The 23913-nt window shown below is 67.5% G+C and carries 24 protein-coding genes; 13 read left to right on the top strand and 11 right to left on the bottom strand.

The window, feature by feature from the left end:
* Window positions 1-322 precede the first annotated feature (322 nt).
* Window positions 323-1474 carry a helix-turn-helix transcriptional regulator gene (locus HNR07_RS33610; protein WP_312894047.1) on the bottom strand — a complete coding sequence of 384 codons (1152 nt, stop codon included), beginning with the start codon at window positions 1472-1474 and terminating at the stop codon, window positions 323-325.
* 373 nt (window positions 1475-1847) lie between these two features.
* On the opposite strand from HNR07_RS33610, the gene tnpC reads away from it, so the two are divergent.
* Window positions 1848-3347, top strand: a complete 1500-nt coding sequence (gene tnpC, locus HNR07_RS33605) for an IS66 family transposase (RefSeq protein WP_221318653.1) — start codon at window positions 1848-1850, stop codon at window positions 3345-3347.
* A 4-nt stretch (window positions 3348-3351) separates the two neighbouring features.
* Here tnpC and HNR07_RS33600 read toward each other — a convergent pair whose 3' ends face one another.
* Window positions 3352-4266, bottom strand: coding sequence for a DUF2637 domain-containing protein (locus HNR07_RS33600; protein ID WP_184370935.1), 915 nt, complete (start codon window positions 4264-4266; stop codon window positions 3352-3354).
* Window positions 4267-4459: 193 nt separating this feature from the next.
* On the opposite strand from HNR07_RS33600, the gene HNR07_RS33595 reads away from it, so the two are divergent.
* The 4 genes from HNR07_RS33595 (at window position 4460) to HNR07_RS33580 (ending at window position 6982) form a co-directional block, all read left to right on the top strand.
* Complete coding sequence (locus HNR07_RS33595; protein WP_246421420.1) at window positions 4460-5029, top strand: helix-turn-helix domain-containing protein; 570 nt, start codon at window positions 4460-4462, stop codon at window positions 5027-5029.
* 40 nt (window positions 5030-5069) lie between these two features.
* The gene (locus HNR07_RS33590; RefSeq protein WP_184370932.1) at window positions 5070-5228 is read left to right on the top strand and encodes a helix-turn-helix domain-containing protein; all 159 of its coding nucleotides are present in this window, start codon (window positions 5070-5072) and stop codon (window positions 5226-5228) included.
* Complete coding sequence (locus tag HNR07_RS33585; protein ID WP_184370929.1) at window positions 5228-6433, top strand: tyrosine-type recombinase/integrase; 1206 nt, start codon at window positions 5228-5230, stop codon at window positions 6431-6433. Before HNR07_RS33590 ends, HNR07_RS33585 begins: the two co-directional genes overlap by 1 nt.
* Window positions 6434-6619: 186 nt before the next feature.
* Window positions 6620-6982, top strand: coding sequence for a hypothetical protein (locus HNR07_RS33580; protein ID WP_184370926.1), 363 nt, complete (start codon window positions 6620-6622; stop codon window positions 6980-6982).
* Between the two features lie 105 nt (window positions 6983-7087).
* On the opposite strand, the gene HNR07_RS33575 is transcribed toward HNR07_RS33580, so the two are convergent.
* Window positions 7088-10327, bottom strand: coding sequence for an efflux RND transporter permease subunit (locus HNR07_RS33575; RefSeq protein ID WP_184370923.1), 3240 nt, complete (start codon window positions 10325-10327; stop codon window positions 7088-7090).
* Window positions 10328-10939: 612 nt separating this feature from the next.
* The gene (gene cmtR / locus HNR07_RS33570; RefSeq protein ID WP_184370920.1) at window positions 10940-11302 is read right to left on the bottom strand and encodes a Cd(II)/Pb(II)-sensing metalloregulatory transcriptional regulator CmtR; all 363 of its coding nucleotides are present in this window, start codon (window positions 11300-11302) and stop codon (window positions 10940-10942) included.
* 102 nt (window positions 11303-11404) lie between these two features.
* Here cmtR and HNR07_RS33565 point away from each other — a divergent pair, with 102 nt between their 5' ends.
* From HNR07_RS33565 to HNR07_RS33545, 5 genes are all read left to right on the top strand, one after another.
* Window positions 11405-12316 (top strand): cation diffusion facilitator family transporter, encoded by a 912-nt coding sequence (locus tag HNR07_RS33565; protein ID WP_184370917.1) that lies wholly within the window; start codon window positions 11405-11407, stop codon window positions 12314-12316.
* 144 nt (window positions 12317-12460) lie between these two features.
* The gene (locus HNR07_RS33560; protein ID WP_376769985.1) at window positions 12461-13885 is read left to right on the top strand and encodes a TrkH family potassium uptake protein; all 1425 of its coding nucleotides are present in this window, start codon (window positions 12461-12463) and stop codon (window positions 13883-13885) included.
* A 39-nt stretch (window positions 13886-13924) separates the two neighbouring features.
* Entirely contained in the window at window positions 13925-14596 is a 672-nt protein-coding gene (locus tag HNR07_RS33555; protein WP_017581989.1) for a potassium channel family protein, read from the top strand.
* A 136-nt stretch (window positions 14597-14732) separates the two neighbouring features.
* Window positions 14733-15749, top strand: a complete 1017-nt coding sequence (locus HNR07_RS33550; protein WP_184370914.1) for a metal ABC transporter substrate-binding protein — start codon at window positions 14733-14735, stop codon at window positions 15747-15749.
* 379 nt (window positions 15750-16128) lie between these two features.
* Window positions 16129-16362 (top strand): DUF397 domain-containing protein, encoded by a 234-nt coding sequence (locus HNR07_RS33545; RefSeq protein ID WP_017581987.1) that lies wholly within the window; start codon window positions 16129-16131, stop codon window positions 16360-16362.
* A gap of 298 nt (window positions 16363-16660) precedes the next feature.
* On the opposite strand, the gene HNR07_RS33540 is transcribed toward HNR07_RS33545, so the two are convergent.
* Entirely contained in the window at window positions 16661-17500 is an 840-nt protein-coding gene (locus HNR07_RS33540; RefSeq protein ID WP_184373058.1) for a helix-turn-helix domain-containing protein, read from the bottom strand.
* 267 nt (window positions 17501-17767) lie between these two features.
* On the bottom strand, window positions 17768-18265 hold the full coding sequence (locus tag HNR07_RS33535; RefSeq protein ID WP_184370911.1) for an ATP-binding protein: 498 nt from the start codon (window positions 18263-18265) through the stop codon (window positions 17768-17770).
* A gap of 369 nt (window positions 18266-18634) precedes the next feature.
* Here HNR07_RS33535 and fabG point away from each other — a divergent pair, with 369 nt between their 5' ends.
* The gene (gene fabG, locus HNR07_RS33530) at window positions 18635-19393 is read left to right on the top strand and encodes a 3-oxoacyl-ACP reductase FabG (protein ID WP_184370908.1); all 759 of its coding nucleotides are present in this window, start codon (window positions 18635-18637) and stop codon (window positions 19391-19393) included.
* A gap of 11 nt (window positions 19394-19404) precedes the next feature.
* Here fabG and HNR07_RS33525 read toward each other — a convergent pair whose 3' ends face one another.
* The 5 genes from HNR07_RS33525 to HNR07_RS33505 all read right to left on the bottom strand — a co-directional run bounded on the left by HNR07_RS33525 (window position 19405) and on the right by HNR07_RS33505 (window position 23018).
* Window positions 19405-19560, bottom strand: coding sequence for a hypothetical protein (locus HNR07_RS33525; protein WP_184370905.1), 156 nt, complete (start codon window positions 19558-19560; stop codon window positions 19405-19407).
* Between the two features lie 197 nt (window positions 19561-19757).
* Entirely contained in the window at window positions 19758-20756 is a 999-nt protein-coding gene (locus HNR07_RS33520) for a serine hydrolase (protein ID WP_184370902.1), read from the bottom strand.
* 209 nt (window positions 20757-20965) lie between these two features.
* Window positions 20966-21628 (bottom strand): energy-coupling factor transporter transmembrane component T family protein, encoded by a 663-nt coding sequence (locus HNR07_RS33515; protein ID WP_184370899.1) that lies wholly within the window; start codon window positions 21626-21628, stop codon window positions 20966-20968.
* Entirely contained in the window at window positions 21625-22359 is a 735-nt protein-coding gene (locus HNR07_RS33510) for an energy-coupling factor ABC transporter ATP-binding protein (RefSeq protein ID WP_184370896.1), read from the bottom strand. Before HNR07_RS33510 ends, HNR07_RS33515 begins: the two co-directional genes overlap by 4 nt.
* Window positions 22359-23018 carry a biotin transporter BioY gene (locus HNR07_RS33505; protein ID WP_184370893.1) on the bottom strand — a complete coding sequence of 220 codons (660 nt, stop codon included), beginning with the start codon at window positions 23016-23018 and terminating at the stop codon, window positions 22359-22361. The genes HNR07_RS33510 and HNR07_RS33505 overlap by 1 nt, the downstream gene beginning before the upstream one ends.
* A 341-nt stretch (window positions 23019-23359) precedes the next feature.
* Between HNR07_RS33505 and HNR07_RS33500 the strand changes: the two genes are divergently transcribed.
* Together HNR07_RS33500 and HNR07_RS33495 are read left to right on the top strand one after the other, a co-directional pair.
* Window positions 23360-23515: a hypothetical protein gene (locus tag HNR07_RS33500; protein ID WP_246420616.1), complete on the top strand. Its 156-nt coding sequence runs from the start codon at window positions 23360-23362 to the stop codon at window positions 23513-23515.
* Window positions 23512-23772 (top strand): type II toxin-antitoxin system RelE family toxin, encoded by a 261-nt coding sequence (locus tag HNR07_RS33495; protein ID WP_184370886.1) that lies wholly within the window; start codon window positions 23512-23514, stop codon window positions 23770-23772. The genes HNR07_RS33500 and HNR07_RS33495 overlap by 4 nt, the downstream gene beginning before the upstream one ends.
* Window positions 23773-23913: the final 141 nt, after the last annotated feature.

Below are 23913 nucleotides of genomic sequence, written 5' to 3'. Positions count from 1 at the left end.
TTCCTGCAATGCCTTTGTGAGCAGGCTTCGGATGTGGGCGACCTCCTCGGAGGCTTCATGAGAGGGGAGGATGAGGGCCAACCCGACCAGGTCCGAGGGTGAGCGGGGTAGCGTCGACGGGTCGGTAGGCATGAACTCTCCGTGATGGAAGAACAAAAAGGCCAGGGCATCGCTGCTAAACGGTGTCCTGGCTGGTCGTGGTCGGGGCCCATGAGGCGGTGCACCCGTGTGTTGGGGAGTGCGCGCCCATGAAGCCTCCTAGGTGATGTGTTTCACACTAGGCGGGTGGCCTGCTTAGGGGGAGTGCCATCTGGGGTGTCATTCACGCCGCTGCGGCCTGGATCTCCTCCATCAACAGCCGCAACGTCAGGGAGTGCTTCTCTGGGGGTAGTTGGTCCAGCGCACTCTGGGCCAGGTCAGAACCAGAGGGGTCTCCTTGACGGGCGAGCATCAGACCGCGGTGCATCTCCAAGTGGGTCTTGAATCGCGGCAAGCTGTCGGGCAGGTGCCGAGCCGCTTCGGCCTGGGCCTCATCGGCCAGACGCTCATCACCCAGCCGCGCGGCCAACAGTGAGATGAAGACGTTGAACCTCCACCAGGGCACCGCGTAGTCGGAGGGGGCGTCATCGGACCCGGCAGAGTCGAACGCACGACGTCCGTCCTCCACGAGCTCCAGAGCGCGGTCGTGGTCGCCGCGCAGCGCGGCAACGTGGGCCTGGCCCATGACCGCGTTGACCACACCCAGCGAGGGCCGCTCGTCGACCGCGAGTGCTTGCTGGCTCAGAAGATCGGCCACCCCCAGCGCAGCCCCTTCGTACCCGAGCGCGATGGCGGCCCGGCCACGCACCCACACCCGTACCTGGTCTTCCTCGGAGCGGTCGGCGAACCTGGCGGCGTACCGGTACCAGGTGACGGCTTTGACTCCATCCGAGCCTGGGAACGTTTTGGCGTACAGGGTCGCCAACCGGGCGGCGACGGACCAGGAGTGCGGATCCTCGACCTGCTGCTGAAGCACGAGAAGGTCGGCGGCCAGACGTTTTTGGATCTCGGCGGCGCCTTCGACCATGTACGCCTTGCCGTACTCGACCACCTTGGCCTCCCACTCCTCAGCTGAGGGTGCGGCGCTGCGCAAGGCGGCGTCAAAGCCGGAGCTGAGCAGGTCGGAGGCGACGACGGGGGCGATGGCGGTACCGGCTGCGTGGGTCAAAAAGTTTCGTCGGTCCATGGTGAGCAGCTCCATCGGCACTTGTAGAACAACGGCGAGGTGGCGCAGCCAGTACGGAGAAGGGGCGCAGCGGCCGTTCTCCCACCTGCTGATGTGGCTGCGATCGACCGTTGCTCCACCCGCGTTTGCGAGCAGGTTAGCGAGCCGGGCCTGGGATAGGTCCAGGGCTTGGCGGAGCTCTTTGATGGTGCGGCCGATCTCCCAGCGCTTAGCGCTGGAGGGGCTATCCTGGGTATGCAAAAGGCCCACCCTTTCTGCGATCTCGACAGTCACAGAATAGGGCGGGCTTTCTCGGTATGGGGTGTATTCAAATGGGGCCCAGACCATCCGGTCTGAGCCCCCATGATGTAGTCCTCAGGCTGGGAGGGGTTCGTGAGCGACCTGTGATGCGGTTTCCGTGTAGCGGCGGTCCGCTTCCTTCCGGACCGCCTTCGCCCACCGGCGGTTCGTCTCAGGCACGCCGTAAGCGCTGCACAAGTCCCGTTCGGAGTATCGCAGCGAGTCGCTACGGATCGCTTCGAGTTCGGCCTTCACGGCCTTCTCGAACACAAGAGGGTTACGTGCCGGGGGTAAGCATTCAGTTGCTGGGTTCGCCTGACAGGGCGACACTGGACCAGGCACGATGTCCACCATGCCGTCGGGACTGGAGACCGCCTCGCGTGAGGACCTGCTCGCGCTGATCGGTGTGCTCCACGAACAAAACACCGCCCTGCGCCAGCACCTGGCCCAGCAGACCGAAGAGATCACCCGCCTCAAGGCCGAGAACGAACAGCTCCGAGCCGACAACGCGCGTCTGACCACCCGGGTCGCGCAGCTCGAACGCCGCCTGGGACGCAACTCCGGCAACTCCTCCCTGCCACCCTCCTCGGACCTGTTCGACAAGCCCGAACGCGCACCCGCCAAGAAGAGCGCCCGCAAACGCGGACGCCAACCAGGCGCTGAAGGCTTCGGACTGCCTATGGTCGAAAACCCCGACCAGGTCCACGACCATCTGCCCGCCACCTGCACCGGGTGCCACGCCGAGCTGGACCCGGCCTCCTCCATTGGCTACCAGCGCCGTCAGGTCCGCGACATCCCCCTGGTCACGGTGCAGGTGAGTGAGCACCGCGCCCACACCTGCGCGTGCCAGTGCGGAAGCATCACCCAAGCAGCGATGCCCCAGGAACTGGCCGCCTCCCCTTCCTCCTACGGCCCCCACCTGCGCACCCTGGCCGTCTACCTGCTCGTGTTCCAGCACATCCCGGTGGAGCGCACCGCACAGCTCATCAACGACCTGACCGGCGCGAAGGTCTCCACCGGATGGGTGTCGCATCTACTGGGCGAGGCCCATGCTCTGGTCAGCGACAGCCTCAACCTGATCCGGGCGTTGCTCACCCTGGCCCACGTGCTGCACGCCGATGAGACCACCACCCGCATCAAGGACCAACGGTGCTGGTTGCATGTGGCCTGCAACGAGCACCTGACCCTGCTGGGTCTAGCTCCGCGTTCACGAGCCGGGGCGAACACGTTGGGGGTACTGCCGGGCTTTACCGGCACCCTGGTGCACGACTCCTTGGCCTTGTACTCGGGTTACACGTGCGCCCACCAGCTGTGCGGGGCGCACCTGATCCGCGAGCTCACCGCTGCCGAACAGGACCACCCCGGCCAGCACTGGCACCGTCAGATCCGGTCCGCGCTGGCCACCTTGGCCCGCGAGGCGGGGCGTGTGCGCTGCGGCCAGGCCGAGCACATCCCCGCCGGGGTGCTCCTGGCCCAAGGGGAGTTGTTCCACCACGGCATCGCGGTCGGGCTGTCCTGCCATCCCCGGGCCCAAGGAAGGAAGCAATCACCGGCCCGCAACCTGCTCGAGCGTCTGCGGGAGCGGGCCGAGCAGGTGTTGGGCTTCTCCGACCGGCCCCACCTGGTGCCCTTCACCAACAACCTCGCCGAAAGAGCGCTCAGACCCCTCAAGACCCAGGTGAAGATCTCCGGTTGCCACCAGTCCCGTCAGGGGGCGGCGGCCTGGCTCGGGGTGCGTTCCTACATCGACTCGGCCCGCAAGCACGGGGTGAGCGCGTTCGAAGCGCTGCGCCGGGCGTTCACCGGACAGTTGTGGATGCCGCCCATCCCCGCCTCCGCCTGACCAGCTAAGGCCATCTACCCTCCGCAGTCCCCAACGCCTTCTGAATGCTTACTGCCGGGGGGATGATCTGCTCCAGGGCTTCTTCCTTGGCCTGCGGTTCCTGCTCCTGGTGTTCGGTGATGATGTCGTCCACCATGTCGGCGGCCTCGGACACTCGGAATCCCTTGCGGAGACGGACCGAGACAGTTGCGGGTACCTTCCACGCCCAGAAGGGGCCGAACTCGCGGCGCAGGCGCTGGATCGCTTCCATCCGGATCATGTGGAGTTCGAGGGCGTCCTCCCAGTCCGGCACGGCCCAGAGCTGCTGGCGTCGGGTGATACCGGCGGAACCGATGGGGTCCCACAGCCACCGCGCTCGGGGAACGGAGGTTCCGAGAGTCGTCTGGGCCTGCTTCCACGTCTTCCTGCGGGAGACGAGGAGGGTTTCCAGGAGTAGGGCGGCGATGAGTGGCATCCCGGCTCGGGCGACTTGCGCGGCCAAGGCGAGGTCGGCTGCGTGAATCCATTGGAACCAGGCGGACCCGGCGATGATGAGGATGACCATCGCCCGGGGGAACAAGGCCCTGCCTCCGACCTTGGCCCACCGGTAGGCGGTGTGCGCGAAGAATCCGGCGACGCCGTCGATGCCGATGAACACGGCGACGCTGAGGACGGGGCCGAGGCCCATCTCGTCGCGGGCAAATCCGATGATGCCTTCGGCGACGAGTGCGCCGACCACCACGAGGAAGCCGATGGTGAGGAGGAGTTGGATGGTGGTGTCGCGCTTCTCCTCCGATAGGTCTCGGATGGCGCGTACCGCAGAGGCGATGAAGCGGATGAGGAGGAGGGCGATGAGAGCTACCCCCGTGAGGGCGGGGGTGAGGTCCCACCAGGGGATTGTGGTGGCCGCTTCGAGGGCGGCGACGATACGATCGTTCATGCTCGTTTCCTGCGGTCTCAGGGTTCGAGTAGGCCCTGGTGCGGCGTTGCAGCGCTGTTCCGGGGCCATCTGTTAGGTGCGGGGGTGCCATGGCACCCCTTCTTTCTTGGCTTCAGCTTCTATCAAGATGAGTTAAGATGCAACCATGATGATTGAGAACTAATAAGCAGGAAGGAGGTACGCCGTGGCCACCATGTTGGGCTGGGACACTCTCAAGATGAGCGAGAACCCGAATCAAGGCCGCCGAGCGAACGAGCTCGGACCCACAGGGCAGCAGGTGGCTGCCAACCTCAAGCGCCTACGCGCCGCGCGAGGGCTCAGCACCACCAAGCTGGCCGAGCTACTCACTGAGGAGCATGACCGCCCGTTCACTGCGGGAGCCGTCACCAGAATCGAGCACGGCAAGCGCCGGGTCGATACCGACGACCTCATGGCTCTGGCCGCAGCGTTGAAGGTGTCCCCCAGCGCGTTCCTGCTTCCGCCGACTGCGGCGGGCGAGGTCGAGGTGACGGGCCTCGGTGAGGTCGCGGCACATGACGCCTGGCGGTGGGTTGACGGGCAGTGGCCCCCAGGGGCCTCCCGAGACCCGGAGACACTGCGTCGTCAACTGCTGGACTTCCACCTCCACTCACGTCCGGCGGGCATCGCCCCCTACGTCGACGTGGAGCGTGCGGTCCGGCACCTCGCGGACTTCGGCGAGACACCGTTCGAGAAGAACCAAGCCGCTCCCCCGCCCATCGGGGAAGCTCCACATCCTGACTAGAAAGTGAGAGACCGTGTCGCTCGGAGGATCGAACCGCCTCATGACCCCTGAGGATGTTTCCGAGTACCTCGCCGTTCCGAAGAAGACGGTTTACGCCTGCTGGAAGTCGTGGGGGCTCAAGGGAATCCGTGTTGGCAAGCACCTGCGCTTCCGTGAGCGCTCGGTGGAGGACTACCTCACCCGGAACACGGTCGTCTGATGGCCTCGGTATTCAAGCGCTGCCCCTGCGCCAAGGGCCTCAGCGACGAGAAGAAGAAGATCCGCGTCTGGAAGAAGTGTGATCACTCCGCCACGGTGCAGTGGCGCAACGGCGGTCGAGGATCGAAGCTCCAGACCCTGACCTTCAAGAAGAAGGACTACGACGGGGACCATTGGGGTGCCGCCAACCGCTGGGCGGCGAAGGTCGAGGGTGCTCACGCGGTCCAAGAGGTCGTGAAGGCGCCCCGAAGAAAGGGGCGGAGCTTCCAAGAGGCAGCCGAGAAGTTTCTTGAGCAGCGGGTGGGGCCGGATAGCACCACGATCAGCTACCGAAGCAACCTGCGAACCCATATCTACGGGTTCGACCTGGGCGGGACTTCCTTCGGAGCACTTCAGGAGACGGAGGTCACGCGGGAGCACGTCAAGTCGCTGGTCGCTGGGAAGATCGAGGAGGGGTATGCCGCGAACACGGTCGCCTCGATCTACATCGCCGTTGCCGCTGTCTTCAAGGACCTCAAGGCGAGCAAGATTGTCGAGAGCAGCCCTTGTGCTGGTGTCCAGCTCCCTGAACACGTGGAGTCCCGGGTCTTCGTCTCCCCCACGCTGGAACAGGTGGACATCCTGGCCAGCCGGATCTTCGGGCCCTGGCAGATCGCTGTGTACCTCGGTTACGCTGGCGGGCTCCGTATCGGTGAGTCCCTGGCGGTACGCCGAGACCAGATCATCGAGACCGACGAAGGTGCCGTCCTGCGCATCAACCGGCAGGTGAAGGACGTGAATACCTTGGTGCCCCTCAAGCGCCGGAAGGCTCACCAGTACCGGGACATCCCCGTGACGGACTACCTGCGGGAGAAGCTGGATGACCACATCGGCCGGTACAGTACGCCGGAGACCGGTCAGTTGTGCCCGGGTAAGCTCGGGCCCTATGCCAACCTAACGATGTTCTATCAGGACTTCCGTGACGGTGTGGGAGCAGCGGAGCTCCCGGATGAGTTCACGTTCCACTGGCTGCGGCACGCGTTCGCGTCACGGGCGATTCAGGAAGCCCAGTTGTCGCTCCCCCAGGTGGCCAAGATCCTGGGCCACCGGAACTCGGCAACTACAGAACGTGTCTACTGGCACCTCCTCCAGGGGTCTACCAGCAACGCCATCAAGGTCCTCAACCGGACGTTCACGAAGCAGGGTTACAAAGTGATGGCGGCGTGATGGCAAAATCTTCGAAAAAAGGGCTTGACCTGCGCTTTCTGCTCTTTATGGACAGATAGCACAAATCGACATCCCGGTGACACAGAGGAAGGGTCCGGAATCCCCTGTTTCACAGCCCTTTCCGATCATCTCGCCCACCCCCGCGCCCGGGCGTGTCACTACTGCCGACCCGATGGGAAAGCGACGATGCGACCAATCCACAGCGGACGGACGCCCCTGCTCACCGCGCCCGCGCTCGCACTGACCGCGACGCTGCCGCTGATGCTCCTCACCGGCCAGCCCGGCCCGGTGGCGCTCTGGGGCGGCCTGGCCACCCTCGTGGCCGCTGTCCCCCTCGCGGTACCGCCGCATTACCTGCGCCCAGCGGTGTGGATGTGCGCCGCCCTGGTGACGGTGCTGGTGGTCATCACCGGCGCGTCGATCGGCCTGTTCTACTCCCCCGTCGTGATCGCCCTCCCCCTGTCCTTCTTCTTCACCCGGACTCCGGCCGTGCGGCCCGGACCCCGTGGAGAGGACCCGGCACCGAACCCGGTGCGGGACAGGCACTGACCTCCTCAGCGCCCCCGGGGTAACTCCTGAGCCGTCGGCACGACGAAGGGCGCCCCGCACGGAGACCTCCGGTGCGGGGCGCCCCCTCCCATACGGTTGTGGGGCCTACTTGTTGGCGGGCTCCTCGGCGGGCTCCTCGGAGTCGGCGCCCTCCTTCTTCTCCGGCACCTCTCCGGCCCCGCCCTCGGCGGTGCTGCCGTTGCTGGCGGCCTTGGCCCGGAGCTTGGCTCGGCGGCGCTCGTAGCGGGCGGCCGCCTTGACCTCGCGCCTGTGGCGGCGCACCTCCACCAGCTGGTAGAGGACCGGGACCAGGATCAGGGTGAGCAGGGTCGAGGTGACCAGACCGCCGATCACCACGAGGGCGACAGGGGCGGAGATGAACGCTCCTCCGCCTGCCAGCCCCGTGGCCATCGGGATCAGCGCGGCGATGGTACCGGCGGCTGTCATCAGGATGGGGCGCAGGCGGTGCCTGGCTCCCTCCACGATGGCCGGGCTGAGTTCCATCCCCTTCTTCTGGTTCTGGTTGATCAGGTCCATCAGCACGATGGCGTTGGTGATCACGATGCCGATGAGCATCACCATGCCGATCAGGGCCGCGGCGCCGATCGGGGTACCGGTCAGCATCAGCAGGCCCAGCGAACCGGTGGCCGCGAACGGGACCGATATGAGCAGCATGAGCGGCTGCATCAGGCTCTTGAACGTCGCGACCATGATCAGGTAGCAGATGATGATCGCGGCGAGCAGCGCCAGACCCAGCTGGGCGAAGCCCTCGGTCTGGTCCTGGCTGACCCCGCCGAGGCTGGCGGTGGCGCCCGAGGGCAGGTCCATGCCGTCCAGGGCCGTGGTGATCTCCATGCTGACCGCGCCGAGGTCGGAGGCGGTCGGGTTGGCCGACACCGTGGTGCTGGTGACGCCGTCGATGCGGGTGAGCTCCGGCGGCTGCTGGACCTCGGTGACCTCGGCGACCTCGGCGAGTTCGATCTCCTGCCCGGCGGGCGTGAGGATCGGCAGTTCCTCCAGCTCGGCCACGGTCTGCGGGGCGTCCTGGACCAGGACGACGACGTCGCGGCGGATGTCGTCGATGGTGGCGTTGCCGACGCTGCGGCCGTTGAAGGCCGCGGCGACCGTCTGGCCGACCATCGCCTCGTCGAGACCGAACTCGGCGGCCTCCTCACCGTCGACGTGCACCTCGAGCGCGGGCTGCGAAGCGGAGATGCCGCTGGTGACATCGTCCGCGCCGTCGATCCCGCGCAGCTCCTCCTCGATCATCCCGGCCGCCTCGGCCAGGGTCGCCTGGTCCTCGGCGGTCACGCGGACCTCGATGCCGGCTCCGCCCATGCCGCCGGTGGAGTCCAGGCGGGGCTCGTACTCGGTGTCGAGGTCGGCGAAGGTGTCGCGCAGGACGTCGCGGTTGCGGAGCTGGTCGGTGTCGGGGTCGGCGGTGATCGTGTAGTCGATCTGGTCGCCGCCTCCGCCCATCAGCGGGTTGCCGCCGATGTTGACCTGGTAGGTGTCGATCCAGGCCATCCCGGCCAGGGCTTCCTCGACCTTGACGGCCTCGGCGTCCGCGGCCTCCAGGGACATGCCCGGATCGAGCTCCTGGATGACCGTGTAGGTGTTCTCCTCGGCCTCGCCCAGCCAGTCCGTCTCGGAGTTGGCGGCCATCGCGAGGGTGCCGACGAAGATGAGTACCGACGCGGCCAGGGTGAGGACCGTGGCGGTCTTGCGCTTGGTGGTGATCCAGCGGATGACCGGCAGGTAGGCGCGCTGGAGCGGAGCGCGCATCTCGCGCTCACGGGCCTTGCGCTGGACCTCCTCGCGGGGGGCGTCGCCGACCTCGGCGGGCCGCAGGAACCAGTAGCACAGGACCGGGGTGATGGTCAGGGCGACGAGCAGCGAACCCCCGAGGGCGAGGCTGCTGGTCACGGCGAACGGCATGAAGATCTCGCCGACCATGCCGCCGACGAAGGCCAGCGGCAGGAACACGGCGATGGTGGCCAGGGAGGAGGAGGCCACGGCGGTGGCGACCTCGCGGACACCGTCCTTGGCGGCGGTCATCCGTTCCTTGCCGTAGTCCATGTGCCTGCGGATGTTCTCCAGCACCACGATGGAGTCGTCCACCACCCGGCCGATCGCGATGGTGATCGCCGCGAGGGTGAGCAGGTTCAGGGTGAACCCGAAGGCCTGGATACCGATGAAGGCCACCAGGACCGACACCGGGATGGACACCGCGACCACCAGGGTGGAGCGGATGGAGAGCATGAAGACCAGGATCACGATGACCGCCGCGGCCAGACCGTAGCCGCCGGCCTCGAACATGTCGGTGATCGAGTCGTTGATGAAGGGCGCCTGGTCGAAGACGACGGACAGGTTGATGTCGTCGCCGAGCAGGTCGGACCGCTCGTCGAGCACGTCCTGGACCCCGTCGGAGATCTCGACGGTGTTGCCGTCGGGGGTCGCCATGACCATGAGCGCGACGCTGGGGTTTCCGTCCAGGCGCGCGATGGAGGAGGACTCCTCGGTCACCATCTCGACGTCGGCGACCTCGGAGAGCTGGACCGGGGAGGGCTCCGGGGCGGGCGGGGCGCCGGGCACGGCGGCCGACTGGTCGACGCCCTGCGAGGGCCGCACCCACACGTCCTCGATCTGATCGAGGGTGGTGAGCTGGTCACCGGTGGTGACGCTCAGGCTGCGGCCGTCCTCGTCGATGGTGCCGCCGGCCATGAGCAGGCCGCTGGACTCCAGCGCGTCGGAGACGTCCTGGGTGGTGACGCCGGCGTCGGCGAGCTCGTCCTCGTCCGGGGTGACCTCGACCCGCTCGCCGGGAACTCCGATCAGGTTGGCCGAGCGGACGCCCGGGACCGACTCCAGCTCGGGGATGAGGACGTTCTCGATCGAGGAGGCCATCGCCTGCTGATCGCCGTTCTCGGTGCTGGCGGCCAGCATCATCACCGGCATCATGTCCGTGCTCATGGCCATGACGGAGGTGGTGACGTCGTCGGGGAGCATCCCGGAGATCTGGTCGACGGCGACCTGGGTCTCGCGGACCAGGGCGTCCTGGTCGCGGCCGTAGTCGAACTCCGCCATGATCTGCGCCGAGCCGGTACTGGAGGTGGAGGAGATCGTGTTGATGCCCTCGACCCCCTGGAGGGCCTGCTCGAGGGGTTCGGTGACCTGTCCCTCGACCACCTGGGGGGTCGCGCCGTTGTACTGGCCGGAGACCATCACCATCGGGAGGGAGAACTCGGGGAAGAGCTCGCGCTTGGACGACACCGCGGCGAGCACGCCGAAGAGCAGGACGGCCAAGGTGATGAGGAGGACCAGCGCCCGGTTTCCGAGCGACATGACCGATAGCCGGTTCACGCGTTCGTCCCTTCCGCCTGGTGGGCGAAGGCCCCGGGAAGGGGGTGCTCCGCGCCGGGGGCCGTCGAGGCCTGTCTGGACATGAGAGGTGCTCGCTCCTAGCTCGCCGTGTGTGGGACGGCCGGACCGGGATGTGCGGCGTTCGTCGTCGAGCGCGCACTCACTGGCTCGGTCTCGGTGCCGATCCGCGAGGTTGTGGTGTGGGGGACGCAAGGTGTTCATCCGCGTGGCGCGGGGCCCCGTCGAAGGGCGCGCATCCGCCGGGCGCACCACTCACCATACGACGCGTTATATCGGAAGTTGCGCCACCCCGCCCCGGTTCAGGGATCTCTCAGGGACATGTCAGCCTTCTGTCAGGGTTCCACCCGACCAAAGTTAGGGACGTTCTCCCGAAGTCGGAGATTCCCCCGGCTGAGGTGGGCCTTCACACTCTCGAACCAGCCACGGCCTGTAACGGACATCACATGGCTGATTCCGGCCATCCGGAAAGTGAGACCGGGGGCCGTGGACCCCGGATGCCAGTGGCGGCTTCGGACCGGCGCGGCGCGGCGACTCAGGCGGCCGAGGCCTGTTCCCCTGGTTGCCTGTCGAGGATTACTTCCGGGGCTCGGCGGGCTGGCCTTCGGAGGACTGGGGCCCCGAGGGCTCGTGGGGCTGCGTGGTGCCCCAGACGACACCGAGCAGGTCCTCCAGGGCATGGGCGAGGGAGGCGTCGACGAGTTCGTAGCTGACCTGGCGTCCGCGGGCCTGGGTGCGGACCAGTCCGCAGTCGCGCAGGCAGGCGAGGTGGTTGGAGACGTTCTGCCTGGTGAGTTCGAGGCGGTCGGCGAGCCCGGCCGGGTAGTCCGGGCCCTCCAGCAGGGCGAGCAGAAGGCGGCACCGGGTGGGGTCGGACAGGGCGCGGCCCAGGCGCTGGATCGCGGAGAGGCGCTGCTCTGAGGTCAACATGAAAATCATTGTACATCGTTTGCTGTATAGACAGCCCTCGCTGTATAAACAGTAAAGGCTGAACTATTGCTCGCGGTGCCGTCGCTGCACCCAGAACCGAGGAGGGAACCCATGGGCGCGGGACACGACCACGGCCCGATCACCGCCGGGGCCGCCAACAGCAGGAAGCTGGCGCTGGTGCTGGGCATGATGCTCCTCGTCGCTGCCGTGCAGGTCGCCGGAGCCGTCTTCAGCGGCAGCCTGGCCCTGCTCGCCGACGCCGGGCACACCGTGACCGACTCCTTCGGGGTCGCCCTGGCGCTGGCCGCGGTGTGGATCGCCGCCCGGCCCGCCACCAGCAAACGCACCTTCGGATTCCAAAGAGCCGAGATCCTCGCCGCCGCGGTCAACGCGATCGTGCTGTTCGCGCTGTGCGCCTTCATCGTGATGGAGGCCGTCGACCGACTCCGTGAACCCGCCGCGGTCTCCGGGCTCGGGATGGTGGTCGTCGCGTCCTTCGGCCTGGTGATGAACATCGCGGCGCTGCTCATCCTGCGCTCGGGGGCCAAGGAGAGCCTCAACGTCAAGGGCGCCTACCTGGAGGTGATGAGCGACGCGCTGGCCTCTGTCGGTGTCATCGCGGGCGGCCTGATCGTGTGGCTCACCGGCTGGCAACAGGCGGACACCCTGGTCTCGCTGGGTATCGCCGCGATCATCGTGCCCCGCGCGTGGTCGCTGTTGAAGGAGGCCGTGCACATCCTCTTGGAGGCCACGCCCAAGGGGATGGACCTGAACCAGGTCCGCGAACACCTCATGGGCCACCCGGCGGTGATCGACGTGCACGACCTGCACGCCTGGACCATCACGTCCGGGGTCCCGGTGATGTCCGCGCACGTGGTGGTCGCCGAGGAGGACCTGCGCGACAGCGGGAGGATGCTCGACGAACTGCACGAGTGCCTGACCGGGCACTTCGACGTGGAGCACTCCACGCTCCAGCTGGAGCCGCCGGGCCACGCCGACCACGAAGGGGCCCGACACCCCTGAGTCCGGGCGCAGTCGAGCGTCAGCTCGGTCGGCCCTCTCATCTGGCAGAATTGCGCGGGTTGTGTGAGGCCCCAGCTAGTGACGACAGGTGAGCACGGGATCATGTGGTGGAAATCCACCGCGCCCAGGCAGTCGAGGACCCGGGTGTTGGTGGCAGTACTCGAACGGGTGAGGTCCCTCTGGATCAATGCCCGGGTCCCCCTCGGCAGGCGCAAGGACCTGCCGCCCCTGCAGAAGCACCGCACCACGTGGGGCAAGCCCGCCCGAGCCTTCCTGCTGATGTTCGTGCTGGTCGACTTCCTGGGCGCGGGCCTGCTCATGACGCCTGCCGCGACGAGTGGTGAGGAGCAGCTGACCTTCGTCGAGGCGACCTTCACCTCGACCACGTCACTCGCCGTGTGCGGGCTCACCGTGATCTCCATCGGCCACGACCTGTCCCTCTTCGGACAGCTCGTGGTACTGGCGCTCATCCAGGTGGGCGGGATCGGCATCATGACGCTGGCCTCGCTCCTGGGCGCCGCCCTCATCCACCGCTTCAGTCTGCGCATGCAGCTCAACGTGCAGGCGGAGAACCGGGCCCAGGCGGTCGGGGACGTCCGCAGTCTCGTGGGCCGGGTCGTCATCGTCTGCCTCACGATCGAGGCGGTGGTGTTCCTGATCATCACGCCGCGGATGTGGTTGGGGCACGGCCTGGGGCTGGGCGAGGCGCTGTACTCGGGGCTCTTCCACTCCGTGTCCGCGTTCAACAACGCGGGGCTCTCCCTGTACGACGACAGCCTCACCCAGTTCTCCGGCGACGGGATCATCCTGTTCACGGTGGCGATGGCCGTCATCCTCGGCGGGATCGGCTTCCCCGTCCTCCTGGAGATGCGCCACCACTGGCGGACCCCGCAGCAATGGGGGCTGCACACCAAGATCACCGTCATCACCAGCGCCCTGCTCTTCGGTGTGACCGCGTTCCTGATCATCCTCATGGAGTGGAACAACCCGAGGACCCTCGGTGAACTGCACTGGTGGGCCAAGGTCTCCGACGGCTTCTTCCACGGGGTCATGCCGCGCAGCGGCGGCTTCAACGTCACCGAGACCGGCGCGATGTACGACTCCACGCTGTTCCTGACGATCATGATGATGTTCGTGGGCAACGGCAGCGCGGGAACCGCGGGCGGGATCAAGGTCGCGACGCTCGCCGTGCTCTTCCTCGTGGTGTGGTCCGAGGCCAGAGCCCACACCAGAGTGCACGTGTTCGGCCGCAGGCTCGCCCCGGACGTGATCCGCCAGTCGCTGAGCCTGACCTTCCTGTCGATGACCGTGGTGGCGTTCACCACGGTCTTCTTCCTGCACACCACCCCGTTCACCTTCATGCAGACGCTCTTCGAGGTGGTGTCGGCCGTGGGCGTGGTAGGCCTCTCCACCGGAATCACAGCCGATCTGGAGCCTTGGGCGCAACTGACGCTCTCGTTCCTCATGATCGCGGGGCGCATCGGCCCGGTCACCTTCGCGACCGCGCTGGCCTTCCGCGAGCGCAAGCGCCGTTACGACCTGCCCGAAGCCCGCCCGATGATCGGCTGAGGCCGGTCCCGCACACGAGTTAGCAAGAGGTAGCAACCAGTGCCGCAAGACAACAAGCTCTCCGACAAACGCATCCTGGTCATCGGGCTCGGCCGGTTCGGCAGCTCGCTGGCCCTGGAGCTGGTCCACCACGGCTGGGAGGTCCTGGGGGTGGACTCCAGCCCCCGGGTCGTCCAGATCTTCGGGGAGTCGCTGACCCACACCGTGATCGCCGACTCCACCGATGACGAGGCCCTGCGACAGATCGGCGCCGCCCAGTTCAGCAGGGCCGTGGTCGCCATCGGGACCCATCTGGAGGAGAGCATCCTCACCACCTCGCAACTGGTCGATCTGGGGGTCAAGGACATCTGGGCCAAGGCCACCAGCCGACGGCACGGCCGGATCCTCGAACAGGTCGGCGCCCACCATGTCGTTCTGCCCGAACACGACATGGGTGAGCGCGTGGCCCACCTGGTATCCGGGCGCATGCTCGACTACGTGGAACTGGAGGAGGGGTTCTCGCTGATCAAGACCAAGGCCCCCCAGACCCTGATCGGACGCTCCCTCAGGGAGACGAAGGTCAGGCAGCGCTTCGGGATCACCGTGGTGTCGGTGAAACGGGTGGGGGCGTCCTTCACCTACGCGACGGAGGAGACCGTGCTGCACAAGGGAGACGTGATCGTGGTGGCCGGTCGCACGAAGGACGTGGAGCGGTTCGCCGAGAGCAGCTGACCGAGACGGGGCGCAAGCGGGCAGGGCGGTACCGGACGGGTTCCGGGGGCCTCCCGCCCCCTTCCTGGCAGGTCAGGGCATCACGGTCAAAACCGATAAATTGACAACCGTTTTCATTGTCCCGATGATGGGGGTCATGAGAACTCCCATCGTGCGAGCTGCCGCCCTCGGGGCAGCCACACTCATGATCGCCGCCGGCTGCGGAACCGACGAAGAAGTGACCGACGACGCCGCGGCCCCGCCCGCCGAGGCGGCCCTGACCCTCGTCACCGGCGTCTACCCCCTGGAGTGGCTGGCCCAGGAGATCGGCGGGGACAGCGTCGCTGTCGTCCAGCTCACCGAGCCGGGCGCCGAGCCGCACGACCTGGAGCTGACCGGCCGACAGATCGCCGAGGTCAGCGAGGCCGACATCGCCTTCTACGTCGAGGGCCTGCAGCCCGCCGTGGACGAGGCCGTCGACCAGGAGGCCGCCGAGACCGCGCTCAACGTCGCCGACATCGTCGAGCTCCGTCCCGCGACGGGTGCGCACGGGCACGATGAGGACGACGACCACGGTCATGACCACGACCACGGCCACGAGGACGAGGACGACGAGCACGCCGAGGAGGACGGGCACGACCACGACCACGGCGACTACGACCCGCACTTCTGGCTGGACGTCGAGCTCATGACGGAGACCGCCGAGGCCCTGGCCGAGCGGATGGGCGAGGTGAACCCGGACGGCGCCGACCAGTACCAGGAGGGCGCCGAGCGCGTCACCGCCGAGCTCGCCACCCTCGGCGAGGCCTACGAGAGCGGCCTGGCCTCCTGCGAGCACCGCGAGGTGGTCGTGGGGCACACCGCCTTCACCTACCTCACCGAACAGTACGGCTTGGAACAGATCGGGGTCAGCGGAGTGGATCCCGACACCGAGCCCTCCCCCGCCCAGATCGCGGCGATCACCGACATCGTCAACGAGCGCGACATCACCACGATCTTCACCGAGCCGCTGATGCCCGCCGCCACCGCGGACACCATCGCCGCCGAGACCGGTGCCCAGGTGGAGGTGCTCGACCCGTTGGAGGGCGTGACCGACCAGTCGCCCGGCGACGACTACCCGTCGATCATGCTCGGCAACCTCGACGCGCTGTCCACCGCGCTCGCCTGCGAGTAGCACCAGCCCTTCAGGAAGCTCCAAGCCCCCGCCCTCCCGGAAAAGACATTCGGAGAGTGCTTTCGGGACCAGTGTCACCTTCGGCTACAGGCCCCGCCGGAACCCCCGGCGGGGCCTTTCGCTACCACAGGGAATTCGACACGGAGTGCTTTTCGGGAGAACGGTTCTGAGATCGTCATACCACCCCTGACCTGCAAGGAAAGGGGGATGTCCCGGCGGTCGGATCGCACTCCGATTACATGCCGCTTACATCCTTCCAAACCCCCGGACAAGTGGCCGGGGTCACGCTATGCTCGTGAGAGTGACAGTGCTGATGCACGTGCATCTGTCAGTGCATCGGCACGCACATCCCCTCAGAGAACTCAAGGAGCTGGCAGAAATGACCGCACACAACGGCATCCGCGCGACCGAACTGACCGAGGCCGCCTGGCAGAAGGCCAAGCGCAGCAACTCGCAGGGCGCCTGCGTCGAGATGGCCCGGCTGAACGACGGTTCGATCGCGGTACGCAACTCGCGCTTCCCGACCGGCCCGGCCCTGGTCTACACCCAGGAGGAGATCGACTGCCTCATCCTGGGCGCCAAGGACGGCGACTTCGACAACCTGCTGGGCTAGTGGCCGACGGACACGCCTCGGGGCGTGTTCCGCGCCCCGTATCGTGGAACACCCACTGGCCACCCCCGTCACCCGGTTGACGCGCCCTGGGTCGGTGCTTCGTCCGCGACCTGGTAAGCCACACCCTTGCCCTCTCCCAGGCCGCACGGGTTTCCCGACACGAGGGGCTCCGTCCACCGCTGACGGGGCCCTTCACTCTGCGCGCACCCCCACACGAGAACAGCGCCGGTCAGGGTTCACGGCGCCGCTTGCGGGGTGTCTGGGCGGGTCTGTGCTCGGGCTCTTCCCGCGTTCCCGCTCAGCCCTCTTCGAGGTCCTTGAGCATGTCCTTGAGCATGGAGAGGGTTTCGTCGGGGGTGGCCGCCGAGACGCTGAGCCTGGTCATGGCCTTGCTGTAGATCTCGACCTCGGTCGGCTTGTCCATGACCTCACCGTCGGTGAGCCGCTCGATCCAGACGATGTCCGTGAGCGTGTGGTCGTCGTAGCGCAGGACGGTGAAGGAACCGGCCTCCGCGGCGTGCGCGCCCACCTCGAAGGGGACGATCTGCAGCGTGACGTTCTTGTAGTTCTCGCACAGGTGGATCAGGTGGCGCAGCTGGCCGGGCATGATCTCCGGGCCGCGTTCCCGACCTCCGATGGGCCGGCGCACGGCAGCCTCGTCGAGGATGACCCAGATGCGCTTGTTGACGTCCTCGAGGTGCTTCTGTCTGGTGAGTCTGGCCTGGAGGCGCTGCTCGACCACCGGGTCCGGCTCGGATCCGCCCGAGATGATCTCACGGGCGTACCCCTCGGTCTGCAGCAGGCCGGGGATGAACTGGGACTCGTAGATGCGGATCTGGTCGGCGGCCTCCTCGAAGCCCACGTAGCGGATGAACCACTTGGGCAGGAAGTCGCCGTACTCCTTCCACCATCCGGGCCGGTTGGATTCCGATACGGCTTCCCGGAATTCCGCCAGGACCTTGGTGTCCGTGACGTTGTACAACTCCAGCAGGTCCTCGATATCACGGAGCTTGAAACCGACCCGACCGAGTTCCATCCGGCTGATCTTGGACGCGGAAGCGCGAATCCTCTCCCCTGCGGCCTCACGTGTGATGCCGCCGCGCTCCCGAAACATCCTCAGCTTCGCCCCGAGGAGCACACGGCGCACGGTGGGGCCACGCCCCTGCCGCAATTGAGCGATATCCACCTTCGCCGCCTCTCTGTACATTCTCCGAACAAGGGTATCGGGTCGCCCGGCCCCATTGCCGCGCGTTCAGGACACTACACGTACACGGTATAGCCAGCGCCTCGTTCCGCCCACGGGCCGATACCGTTCATCCCTCCGGCGCCCAGGACCGCCGGGCAGGATGCCCCACCGGGGCCCTTCCTCCGGACGGCGCCCGAGAACGGGCTCCCTGTCATCGACTCACACGAATTGCGCCCAAACGAACTTTCCGCCGGACGGCGTGGGAATCACACCCCACTCTCGCGCGAAAGCGCTCACCAGGGCAAGCCCTCGACCGCCCTCCATGGTCGGATCGGCTTCCCTTCTCCGGGGCAAGTGATCTCCGCCGTCGCGAACGGCACAGATGAATTCACTACCGCTCCGCATCAGGGAGAGCTGAATACCGGGCTCATCCTGCCTTGTCAAGACCAGAGGCCCGCCGTGCCGCACCGCATTGGTGACCAATTCGGAAACGACCACCGCGACATCACCGGACAAGTACTCCATCTCCCATTCGAGGAGCAGAGCCGCGGAAATCTCGCGGGCGGCGGACACCGCCCTGGGGCGGGGTTCGAAGGTCCACGTGACGGCGTCGTGCCGGTCACCGCAGACCGGTGTGTTCCAGCGGCGCGAGCTGTGGGTCAGGACCCTGAGCCACCAGGCACCGACAGGCTTCGCCACCGCCTCCGCACACTCCATGCCCTTCACTCCTCACTGAGGCCACGCACTCCGGTCCGCCGTCGAACGGGTCGCACGACGTCGAACGGTGTCGCGCGGTGCCGAACTACGTCGAACGGCGGAAAGCTCGTGCTGGTGCACGGCCCGAATGCACGTGCATCTCGGTCTAGACGGCAATCGTAAGCCACCGTTCGACAAAGTGCAGGCAAACGGGGACACGAACCCGAAAGGTTTGCCGGGCCGCAGGTGAGAGGTATCGCCGAGCTGCCGCGAAAGCGTTACCCGAGCGTTTCGAAAGTGCTCCGCAACCACCCCCCGGGCACGTACCGACCGGTAGGCATGCGGATAGGATTCCCTCGCGCCCACCACGTGAATTATGGAGGTAACACCATGTCCCCAACGCCTCGTGTGGCGATCGTGACCGGCGCGGCCCGCGGTATCGGTGCCGGGGTCGCCGAGCGCCTGGCCCGTGAGGGCCGCTCGGTGGCCGTGCTGGACCTGAAGGAGTCCGACGCCCAGGAGGTCGTGGACCGCATCACGGCCGACGGCGGCAAGGCCGTCGCGGTGGGCTGTGACGTCTCCGACGCCGACCAGGTGACCGCCGCCGTCGACACCGTGGCCGAGCGGCTCGGCCCGCCCGCCATCCTCGTGAACAACGCGGGGGTGCTGCGGGACAACCTCCTGTTCAAGATGTCCGCCGACGACTGGGACACCGTCATGAACGTCCACCTGCGTGGTTCGTTCCTGATGAGCAAGGCCGCCCAGGCCCACATGACCGAAGCCAAGTGGGGCCGGATCGTGAACCTGTCCAGCTCCTCGGCGCTGGGCAACCGCGGTCAGGCGAACTACTCGGCCGCCAAGGCGGGTCTGCAGGGCTTCACCAAGACCCTCGCGATCGAGCTCGGCAAGTTCGGTATCACCTGCAACGCGGTCGCACCCGGGTTCATCGAGACCGCGATGACCCGCGCCACCGCCGAGCGGATCGGCGTCAAGTACGAGGACATGAAGGCCTTCAAGTCCGCTGAGATCCCGGTCCAGCGGGTCGGCCACCCGGAGGACATCGCCAACGCCGTCGCGTTCTTCAGCGGCGAGGACGCCGGGTTCGTGTCCGGGCAGGTCCTGTACGTCGCCGGTGGTCCTCTGGACTAACGGCCCCGGGCTCAGCCGCCCGCCCTCAGCGGAACAGCGAGCGGGGCCCCGTCGGAGTTCTCCGACGGGGCCCCGCCGTGCGAGAGGCAGCCGTGCGAGAGGTAGCCGACGGGGTGGCCGGTTCCGGCCACCCCGTCGGCTACCGGCGGCCTGTCCCGTGCGTCCAAACCCCCCACACCCCCGATGATCTTGCTACCAGGAGCGAGTTCGGCGCCGAACTCGCTCCTGGTAGCAAGATCATCGGGGGAAAGGGGACCGGAACCCTCCCTGAACGGATCCGCGCCTCCTCAGCCGCCGTTCCGCCGGTGGGCCGGTGGGCCGGTGGGCCGGTGAGACAGTGGGCCGGTGGGGCCCCGTCAACGATCTAGCGGGCGGTGGCGGAGGTGTCGTGGGAGTGTGCGCCATCAGGGGCGGCGGGGGCCTCGATGGCCGCGATGACCTCGGTGACCAGCAGCTCCAGGAGGGCGACCCCCGAGGTGTAGTCGGGGTTGCCGTCGGACAGGACCGCCACGAGGTACTCGTGCTCGGGGCCGCTGACGTACCCGACGCTGTTGACGTTCCACAGGCCGCCGTTGGAGGACCTCGGGGTCCAGCCGTTCTTGAGCCCGACGGTGTCCCCCGCAGCGGCCGCCGCGGACACGCCCCAGGCCTGTTCGGGCGCCACGCCCTCCATGAGTCCGCGGACGTGGGCGCGGTCTTGCGGGGAGAGCGGGCCTTCGTCGGTGTACAGGGCGCGCAACAGGCGGACCTGGTCGGCGGGGGTGGTCATGGTGGAGCCCCAGCTGCCGCCCGGGTGGGGTTCGGTACCGGTGAACCCGAGGTCGCCCGCGTGGCGGACGAAGCCGTCGGTGAAGCCCAGCCGGGAGTAGAACCCGTCGGTGACGGAGTTGTCGCTGTACCGGATCATCTGTTCGGCCTCGGCGCGCTCTGCGGCGGTGAGTTCGCGGCCCTCCTCCTCGGCCTGCATGAGGAACATGGTGAGCACGGTCAGCTTGGCCACGCTCGCGGTGGGGAACCGGTGATGCGGGTTGTAGCTGTAGGTCGTCCCGGTGCGCAGGTCCTGGACCGCGATCCCGAAGTGCGCTCCGTGTTCGGCGTCGATGGCCGCGATCCGCTCGGTGAGGGCGGCCCGCTCGCCCGGGGGCAGCGCGCTTCCGCCCTCCGCCGGAGCGGTGACCGGGGCGAAGGGCGGAAGCGTCAGGTGGGCCCGGGCGGACAGCTGGTTGAGGAGCGCCGTGTCGGGGGTCAGGGTGGCGTCGTTCGCGGAGAGCGCCCCGGGCAGGGCCAGAGCCATGATGAGGACGACGAGGACGGCCGTCGTGACGGACCAGACCCGTCGGTCGGCGGAGGGACGCCGGTTCACACGATCACCGGTTCGCTTTGTACCTTGGGGGATGTTTTTGTGCCGGACATTATCCCCAGATACTCTGCGCAAATCACCCGTCCGATACTGAATCGGTATCGCTCTTCCGGGCTGGTCTTACAGCTGTGTTTCAGGAGGATGCCAGCGCGAACGGAACGTTCGTGGGGCCGGTTCGGCCCTCGGGAGCCGGTTCGGCCCGTGGCGCCGGTTCAGTTCCGGGAGGCGCGGGGGTCCGCGGGGCGCCGGATGTCCTCGCGAGCGGAGGTGTCCTCGTCGATCCCCCGGGCCACGAGCGCCTCACCGGTGGCGTCGGCCATCCGGAGCAGCTGGACGATCACCGGCACCACGAGCAGGTGCGGGCGGCCGGAGAGGCCACGGGCGCGGTAGCCCTCGCGGGCGGCCTGCCAGGCGGTGGCGACCATCGGGATGGACCGGATGGTCAGGGCGAGGACCAGGGCGACCCGGTCGGGGTTGACCCCCACGCGGCGCAGCGGCCGGGCGAGGCGTTCGAAGAGGTCGAGCATCTCGCGCACGCGCGTGGTGAGGGTGACGGCGTTGGCGAGCAGGACGAGTGCGGCGAGCTGGGCACAGAGCCGGACGCCTTCCTCCCAGGCACCCGCGAACAGGGTCTGGAACACCCCGATCGCCAGCAGGAACGGCCACAGGGCGCGCAGCACCCCGAGGGCCCGGCGCGGGTGCAGGCCGACGGCCGGGTACAGGACCAGGCTCACGGCGAGGGCGCCCAGGGCCGCCCAGAGGTCGGCGGCGATCAGCAGGGCGGCACCGATGAGCAGCAGTACGAGGAGTTTGGGTGCGGCGGTGATCCGGTGCAGCGGCCCGGTACCGGGGACGTACAGCCCGATCACGCTCACGGGGCCGCTCCGGGTTCGGGCTCGTGGACGGCGTCGGCCCCAGGTTCCAGGGGTCGGCTGTCCATGAGCTCGGTGTAGAAGGACACCGCGTCGGCGGGGGCGCCGTCGAAGGCCACCCGGCCGTCGTCCATGACCAGGACCCGGTCGAACCCCGTGAGCAGGTCGAGGTCGTGGGTGAAGAGGAGGACCTGCTGGTCGAGCCCGTCCAGGGTGCGGTGGACCATGCGGGTGTTGCGCAGGTCGAGCAGGGTGGTGGGCTCGTCGCAGACCAGGACCTCGGGCTCGGTGACCAGGACCGAGGCCAGCGCGAGCAGCTGTTTCTGCCCGCCGGAGAGCAGGTGTCCGGGGTGGTCGCGGTGGTCGGCGAGGCCGTAGCGCTCCAGGGCGGCGTCGACCCGCCGGGCGGTCTCGGCCCGGCCCAGGCGCAGGGAGCGCAGTCCGATCTCCACGTCCTCGACGACCGTCGGCATGATGATCTGGTTGGCGGCGTCGGAGAAGACTAAACCGACGCGGCGCCGGATGTGCCTGGCGTGTCGCCGGGTGTCCCACTCCCCCAGCGACACACGGCCCCGGTCCGGTAGGACGAGTCCGTTGAGGGTGCGGGCGAGCGTGGACTTGCCCGATCCGTTCGCCCCGATCACGCCGATGCGGTGTTCGGCGAGGTCGAGGCTGATGTCGCGCAGGACGGCGCGGCTTTCGTAGGAGTGGGAGACCCCCTCGAGGCGGAGCATCAGGCGTTCTTATCCCGCGAGGTGCCGGTGCCGTCAGCGGCGGCGTCAGCGCTCTCGTCGGCGACGGGGCGGCCCGCGGGCGGGATCGGGTAGGCGCGGAAGACGGCGCCGGCGATGGCGGCGGTGAGCACGGCCTTGACGATGTCGCCGGGCAGGAAGACGGCCATGGACAGCAGCGAGGCCAGGACGGCGTCACCGAGCACCACGGCCATCCAGGGGACACCGATGGCGTAGATGACGATGATGCCGCCGAGGGCGTTGATGACCAGGCCCTGCCAGAAGCTGTACTTGCCCCTGCGGACCATGAGGTCGGTGAGCAGGCCGATGACCAGGGCGGCGAAGATCCAGCTGACGATGAACCCGGCGGAGGGCCCGGCCAGGACCGCGAGCCCGCCCCGGCCGCCCGCGAAGAGGGGCAGACCGGCCAGGCCGAGGGCGAGGAAGGTGGCCACGGCGAGGCTGCCGCGCTTCCAGCCCAGGAGGCTGGGGGCGAGCATGATGCCCAGGGTCTGGAGGGTGATGGGCACCGGGGAGAACGGGATGGGGATGGCGACGGTGACGCTGAGCGCGGCGATGAGCGCGGCGAACACGGCGACGAGTGCGAGGTCGCGCGAGGTCAGGCCCCGATAGCGGACGTGGGCCGTCACTGTGGTGGGCATGCGTGGTTCCCCTCGGGGAGGCGTAGAGAGCGGATCACCGTCCATTGTCCGATATGAGGGGTGCCTGATCAGGAGCCGGGGCGCACAGAAGAGCGGGCGGCGGAGTTGTAGGGGTACGCCTGAGACCCAGGTCACAGGAACATCGAGGCCGAAGATGTGCCTGCCGATCCGCTCGCGGCGACAGGCACATCTCGTACCGCTCGTTCTTCGACACCGGGGCCAGAACCACATCAGTCTTGCCGCTCTTCGAGCTCACGATCCGAGGAGCCATGCGTAGAGTGGAGAGGCCCGGCGAACGGAGAGAAATCACCATGTCAGCTGCACCCATCGAACCAGGCGGTATGGCCGCCGAACTTGCCGAAGCGCTCGCAGAACGCGGCCTGGTGCTGGTGTCCGCAGCGTATCTGGAGGAACTGGAAGACGCAGCAGACAGCGCGGTGATCCACGCTCGATCCGACGAGGAAACAGTTCCCTTCCGGTTCGAAGACTACGAGTGAGTCTTTACAAGGTCGAAATCAAGGCTTCAGCTCGTAAGGAGTTGCGCAGGCTCGATGGTCCTATACGTAAACGCGTCGTCGCAGCCATCGCCGACCTTGCTGACGCTCCCCGACCAGACGGCTGCAAGAAGCTGAAGGCCAGAGACGGCTACCGTATTCGGGTCGGAGACCACCGGGTGGTTTATACCGTCGATGACGGTCAAATTACCGTCGTGGTCATCAAGGTTGGTCCTCGTGGTGACGTATACGACCGCTGATTCTGCCGCCCTGCACCGAACGGGAATGGCACAGCCGACTACCTGGTGTGCTAGCTGAGCACCTGACCTTGGGTCTCCCTGGCCCTACTGCGTGACTTCGAGTAGCGGAGCTCACGGAGCGGAAGCTCTTCGGTGAGCTCC

It is taken from the genome of Nocardiopsis metallicus (assembly GCF_014201115.1).
Classification (GTDB): Bacteria; Actinomycetota; Actinomycetes; order Streptosporangiales; family Streptosporangiaceae; genus Nocardiopsis; species Nocardiopsis metallicus.
The sequence above is the reverse complement of the archived record's forward strand: the minus strand, read 5'-3'. Positions and strand labels throughout refer to the sequence as shown.